Origin of the sequence: Dactylosporangium sp. NPDC049525 (genome assembly GCF_040676755.1) — a bacterium.
Lineage (GTDB): Bacteria > Actinomycetota > Actinomycetes > Mycobacteriales > Micromonosporaceae > Dactylosporangium.
On the sequence record NZ_JBFAPO010000134.1, the window covers coordinates 1 to 6,267 of the forward strand.

Consider the following 6,267-nt stretch of genomic DNA (forward strand, 5'->3'; position numbering starts at 1 on the left):
ATCACCCAGGACAACCTCGACAAGTACGTCGACGCCAACATGCCGCCGCTGCACTACGCCATGTGCGGCTGCACCGACCTGCCCGGCTACCCCCAACGCTGGAAGTGAGGGATGCCGATCAGACCTGCGTGAATCGCCATTGCTGGTTGGTGGTGCCCTGGCAGGTCCATTGGACCAGCCGGGTGCCGTCGGTCGCCGCGTTGCCGAAGACGTCGACGCACAGTCCACTCAGGACGTTCCTGATGACGTAGACACCCGCGGTCGCCGGCGTTGCGCCGGGCACCGGTGTGATGGTGAATCTCTGGTTGTCGTCATTGTGGCACCGGTACTGCTGCAGGTACGCCCCTGCCGTGGTGGAGCGGGCGTCGACGTCCAGGCACTTGCCGGAGTGCACGGCCTTCAGCGTGACGGTGCCACCGCCGGCGTCGATGACCTGCCACCGCTGGTTGTCGGCGCCGGTCCCGGGCCATTGAATGACCGGGGTCTGATCGGCGTCGGACTCCGCCTCGACGTCCATGAGCTTGCCGCTGTGCTCCGCGGTCAGCGTCCACGTCCGCCCGGTGATCGGCGTGGTGCCCGAAGGACTTGGTCCCGGTGTCGAAGATGCGGTGGGCCCGCGTGTGACCGGTGCCGGTCCTTTGGTTATGGACCCAGCGGTGACCGGTGATCGCGGCGGCGTCGGCGGTGCCGCCGCGACGCGGGCGGGCGCGGGTTCCGCCGGTGGCGTGGACACCGCGATCGGCGTGATGACGACACCGGCCAGGATGACCGTGCCCGCGACGAGGGAGACGATGGGATGTGCCGCTACGGCAGCCGCGAGCTTGCCGGTCAGCGAGAAGGGCACGGTGCCGGTCGCGGCGGCGCCGGAGGCGGCGTGCGCGAAGGAGGTCGCCGCGCCCGTGGCGGCCGCCGGAAGCAGGCCTTTGGCTGTGAGGGCGGCGATGAGCGTGGCCGGAACGGGGAGCACGGCGAGGGCCGCGATGATCTTTTCGATCCTGATCAGGTCTGCCGTGGTCGCGGTGCAGACGGCGCAGTCGCGGATGTGCCGGGCGATCCGTTTGCGCCAGACGGTCGACGGCTGCCCGTCCCATTCGGACACGACGGTGTCCAGGCCGGCGCAGCGAGGCTCGGCGGCGAGCGCGCTGACGATTGCCCGGCATCGCTCCAGCTGCTCGCGCATCCGCTGCAGACGGACACCGGCGTGAGCGACGTTCACCCCCATGGCTTCGGCCACCTCGGCGCGGCTCATGAGTTCCGCCGTCTCCTGCCACCACAACGACAGCAGTGTCCGGTCGTCCGGATCCAGCCATCGGCTCGCCTCGGCCAACCGGCGTCGCTGCTCCGCGAGCTGCATGTTCAGCACTGTCGTGCGTTCGACGTCCGCCGCGCTGTCCGCGACGTCGGCCGCCTCCTCGATCACAGTGGTCCGCGCTGCCGCGGACTGCCAATGGTTCCTGTGTCTGCCGATCTGATGCATCGCCACAGCGGCCAGCCACGGCCGGAAGCTCTCAGGACTGCGCAGGCCCGGCAGGTCTCGCAGCACCAGCAACAATGTCTCCTGCACGACATCGTCGACGTCGGCGGGCCGGCTCACGGCTCGGCCGACGATGTTGTACAGCAGGGGCAGGCACGCCGAGATCAACTCGTCACGCGCGTCCCTGCTGCCGGCCTGCGCGGCGATGACCAGCGGCGCATAGTCACCCCGGAAGGTCAGGGGCGGCACAGATGGCGGCTTCCGCAGCCGGGGTGCCGGTCCGCCCTGGTTCACGGCGCGAGGAGTGGGCCAGCTGTCGGTTGCAACGCGGCGCACCCACCGGCTCGCTGTCTGTGCATATCAGGTCCCACAATCGCTGTCATGAATGCGCAGGTCGTGCATCGGCCCACCACAGTGGCGACGGAAGACGACGGTGTCAAGATCCCATCGAATGGCGGTCCGCTGCGCGAATGGACATAACAATTTTTACGGGAGCGATTCGGCGACGTCTCGAACGTTTCCTCTCGGCGGGCCGGCGGGATGCAGTCACGGGCGCACGATTCCGGCCGGATCGACTGTCGCTCGCCGCGACGGACAGTCACACTCGGGGGTTCCCGGGCCATGTCTGCGACGCCAAGCGTGCCAGAGCCATCTCCGGAAGTCGATATATTGGCGAGTATGCACAGGTAGACGGCGCTTTCCAGCCAGCTCGGCCGGTAGAGCGCTCTCACTGGCCTCGTCCGTTCGGCCGGTCGAACTCGGCCGATCAGTGGAGGTCGGGCAACGGCTTTGTTTCGGTGGCGTTGCGCCGTTGCGGCGGAACATTGAAACATTTACTCTGCTCTCCGCGACCTTTAGTCCAAACTAGCAAAAGTTCCGGACTTCAACGGCGAAAGTCCCCACGCTACGTGCTCCACCGATGCTCGACCGCGATCACGGCCGTCTTCGATGGTTACGGTCAGTTAGGGGTTTGCGATGCCTGAACCACTGCTCCGGCTCGCCGATATCGGCAAGTCGTTCCTCGGCGTGCGCGTCCTCGCCGACGTCGACCTCGACGTGCGGCCGGGCGAGGTGCACGCCGTCGTCGGCGAGAACGGCGCCGGCAAGTCGACGCTGATGAAGATTATTTCCGGGGTGTACGTGCCCGACGGCGGCACCATCGAGCTCGACGGCGCCGCGGTGAGCTTCCGCAGTCCGCGCGACGCGCAACGGGCCGGCATCGGGATCATCCACCAGGAGTTCAACCTGCTGCCCGAGCGGACCGTCGCCGAGAACGTGTTCCTCGGCCACGAACCCGTCCGCCGCGGCCTCGTCGACCGCAAGGCCATGCACGAGCGGACCGCGGCGCTGCTCGCCGCCGCCGGCGAGACGTCGTTCGACCCCGGCGTGCTGGTCGGCCGCCTCGGCGTCGCCCAGCAGCAGGTCGTCGAGATCGTCAAGGCCCTCGCCCTCGACGCCCGCCTGCTCATCATGGACGAGCCGACCGCCGCCCTCGCCGACCACGAGGTCGAACTGCTCTACGCGCTGGTGCGCCGCCTCCAGGAACGCGGCATCGGCCTGCTCTACGTCTCGCACCGGCTCACCGAGGTGTTCGACCTGTCCGACCGGATCACCGTGCTCAAGGACGGCCGCAGGGTCACCACCCTCGCCACCGCGGACACCACCGGCGACCAGCTCGTCAAGCACATGGTCGGCCGGGAGCTCGCCGGATACTTCCCGCCCAGGGCCGTCCCCGGCGACATCGGCGCGGTCCGCCTCGCCGTCCACAATGGAGCCAACCACAAGCTCCGCGGCGTCGACGTGCAGCTGCGCGCCGGGGAGATCCTCGGCATCGGCGGCCTGCAGGGCTCCGGCCGCTCCGCGCTCGCCCGGGCGCTGTTCGGCGCCGACCCCTTCACCGCCGGCACCGTCGAGCTCGACGGCGCACCGGTGCAGCTGCGCTCGCCCCGCGCCGCGATCCGGGCCGGGATCGCCTACGTCACCGAGGACCGCAAGGGCGAAGGCATCGTCGCCGGCCAGTCGGTCCTCGACAACGCCCTGCTCGCCGGCCGCGCCGTCTTCCCCGCCTGGCGCGGCCGGGGCCCCCGCACCGTCAAGGTCCGCGAGCTGCTCGCCGCGGTCGAGGTGCACGCCGCCGGCGACGACCAGGAGATCCGGTTCCTGTCCGGCGGCAACCAGCAGAAGGTCGTCCTGGCCAGGTGGCTCGCGCTCGGGCCGAAGATCCTGCTGTTCGACGAGCCGACCCGCGGCATCGACGTCGGCGCCAAGTCCGCGATCCACGACCTGGTCCGCAAGCTCGCCCGCGACGGCGCGGCCGTGCTGATGATCTCCTCCGAGCTGCCCGAGCTGCTCGGCATGAGCGACCGGATCGTCGTCATGCGCGACGGGGCCGTCGCCGGGGAACTGCCGGCCGGCGCCAGTGAAGAGGACGTCGTCGGGCTCGCAACCGGCGCACTGACCGCATCTGAGGTGACAGCGTGACCGTGGCCCCGCCCGTGCCCGCGAAAACCACCGCGATCAGGCTCAAGGCGTCCGCCGCCGGGCCCGCCCGCGGGGTCTACATCGCACTCGCCCTGACGCTCGCGATCGGGTGGATCGTCGTCGCCGTCGACGGCGGGTCGCTGTTCAACCAGTCCACTGTGGTCAGTCTGCTGCACGTCGCGACCGGCCTCGGCCTCGTCGCGGTCGGGCAGACCCTGGTCATCCTCGCCGGCTCGCTCGACCTGTCCGTCGCGTACGTGATCAGCATCAGCACCCTCGTCGCGGCCGAGACCATGGCGGGCAAGGACGGCAACATCCTGCCGGCGATCGGCCTGGTGCTGCTCGTCGCCGCCGCGATCGGGCTGCTCAACGGGCTGCTGGTGACGAAGCTGCGGATCAACGCGTTCATCGCCACGGTCGGCGTGGGGCTGCTGCTCAAGGGCTACCTCGACAACGGCTACCCCGGCCCGGCCGGCAAGACCGCGCACGCGTTCGTGCAGAGCCTCGGCTACCAGCGCATCGGGCCCGTCCCGGTCGCATTCCTGCTGCTGCTCGCCGTCGCCGCCGCGGCCTGGTTCGTGGTGCGCAACACCCGCTTCGGCCACCACCTCATCGCCGTCGGCGGCGACCCCGACGTGGCCCGGCTCTCCGGTGTCCGCAACGACCGCATCCTCATCACCGCCCACGTGCTGTGCGCGCTGTGCTCCGGCCTCGCCGGGATCTACCTCGCCAGCCGGCTGGGCTCCGGCGCACCCCGCGTCGGCGTCGAAGGCCTCTACGACCTGGAGTCCATCGCCGCCGTCGTGCTCGGCGGCACCGCCCTGGCCGGCGGGCGCGGCGGCGTCGCCGGCACCGTCGGCGGCGTGCTGCTGCTGGCCAGCATCGACAGCATCTTCAACCAGCTCGAGGTCGACGCGTTCTTCAAGCAGGTCATCCGCGGCGTCATCATCATCGCCGCGGTGGCCGTCTACGCCCGGCGGATGCACCGCCGCCGCACCACGACCCGGAAGGCGGCGGCATGACGACCACCGTTGTCGAGACGAGCCCACGCCGGCGGTTCAATCTCACAAAGCCCGGCGGGATCGCCCCGATCGTCGGGATCCTCACGATCCTGCTGGTCCTCGTCGCGTTCCGGCAGCCGGACTTCTTCGCACCCGCGTCGCTGCTGTCGTTCATCGGCCGGTCCGCGCCCATCATCCTGCTCGCCGCCGGGCAGTACTTCGTCATCGTCTCCGGCGAGTTCGACCTGTCCGTCGGCTCGCTCGTCACCGCGCAGGTCGTCGTCGCGGCCCGGCTCATCGACAGCGACCCGGACCGCACCTGGCCCGTCGTCGCCGTGGTCCTGGCCTTCGGCGTCGCCGTCGGGCTCGTCAACGGCCTCGTCACCACGCTGCTGAAGGTCCCGTCGTTCATCACGACCCTCGGCATGTACCTGATCCTGGTGGGCGCCGTCTACCTGTGGTCCGACGGCGCGCCCAAGGGCGGCCTGTCCGAGGAGTTCCGCCGCTTCGGCCGCCGCGCGTTCGAGGACGTGCCGCTGCTCGGCCGGGTGCCCTACGCGCTGCTGATCCTGCTCGGCGTCGCCGCCGTCTGCGTCGCCGTCACCCGGTCCGACTTCGGCCGCACCCTGGTGGCCGTCGGCGGCAACCCGCGCACCGCGGAGCTCACCGGCATCCGGGTCTGGCGCACCAAGACGATCGCGTTCGTGCTCAGCGGCGTCATCGCCACCGTCGCCGCGATCCTGCTCGGCGGCTACAGCGGCGTGTCGTTCCAGGCCGGCGCCGGTCTGGAGTTCGGCGCCATCACCGCCGTCGTCCTCGGCGGGGTCGTCCTCGGCGGCGGCCGCGGCTCCGTCGTCGGCGCCATGCTCGGCGCGCTGACCCTCGAGACGCTCTTCGCGCTCCTGAACTTCTACGGCGTCTCCGGCGCCCTCAGATCCACCGTCCAGGGCCTGATCATCCTCATCGCCGTGGCAGTCGGAGCCCTGCGCCGCCGCTGAGGCACACCCCACCCCATTAGGAGAACACGTGAGACGAACCCCGCACGTCGCTGCGGCGGCCATGACGGCCGCGTTGCTGATCCTGTCCGGTTGTGCCACCGATGAACCCGCCACGACGGCGTCTGGTGCGGCCTCGTCCAGCGCGGCCGCTGGGTCCGGTACCGGTGAGCAGTCGAAGTTCTTTGTGCAGGCCGACTATGACAATGAGCTGTCGCTGTTGCAGGCGACTGCGACCGGTCCTGCTGACAAGCCGTGGGAGCAGGTGCTCAACCCGAAGCTGGTGGACACGGCCAAGTTCAAGAAGGCCGGGCCT

The 6,267-nt window shown here is 70.1% G+C and carries 4 protein-coding genes and 1 pseudogene; 4 read left to right on the plus strand and 1 reads right to left on the minus strand.

Going from position 1 to position 6,267, the window contains the following annotated elements; translation table 11 throughout:
• Positions 1–118 precede the first annotated feature (118 nt).
• A complete protein-coding gene (locus AB0K00_RS57430; RefSeq protein ID WP_363540117.1) occupies positions 119–1,723 on the minus strand; it encodes a sigma-70 family RNA polymerase sigma factor in 1,605 nt (534 codons plus the stop codon).
• A 726-nt stretch (positions 1,724–2,449) separates the two neighbouring features.
• Here AB0K00_RS57430 and AB0K00_RS57435 point away from each other — a divergent pair.
• The 4 genes and pseudogenes from AB0K00_RS57435 to AB0K00_RS57450 all read left to right on the plus strand — a co-directional run.
• A complete protein-coding gene (locus AB0K00_RS57435; protein ID WP_363540119.1) occupies positions 2,450–3,955 on the plus strand; it encodes a sugar ABC transporter ATP-binding protein in 1,506 nt (501 codons plus the stop codon).
• The gene (locus AB0K00_RS57440; RefSeq protein ID WP_363540121.1) at positions 3,952–4,977 is read left to right on the plus strand and encodes an ABC transporter permease; all 1,026 of its coding nucleotides are present in this window, start codon (positions 3,952–3,954) and stop codon (positions 4,975–4,977) included. Before AB0K00_RS57435 ends, AB0K00_RS57440 begins: the two co-directional genes overlap by 4 nt.
• Positions 4,974–5,954, plus strand: a complete 981-nt coding sequence (locus AB0K00_RS57445; protein WP_363540123.1) for an ABC transporter permease — start codon at positions 4,974–4,976, stop codon at positions 5,952–5,954. Before AB0K00_RS57440 ends, AB0K00_RS57445 begins: the two co-directional genes overlap by 4 nt.
• A 61-nt stretch (positions 5,955–6,015) precedes the next feature.
• Positions 6,016–6,267, plus strand: a pseudogene (locus tag AB0K00_RS57450) (ABC transporter substrate-binding protein); the annotation flags it as partial.

Coding starts and splice junctions, on each gene's coding strand:
- AB0K00_RS57435 (WP_363540119.1), top strand. CDS start 2,450: ATGCCTGAACCACTGCTCCGGCTCGCCGATATCGGCAAGTCGTTCCTC.
- AB0K00_RS57445 (WP_363540123.1), top strand. CDS start 4,974: ATGACGACCACCGTTGTCGAGACGAGCCCACGCCGGCGGTTCAATCTC.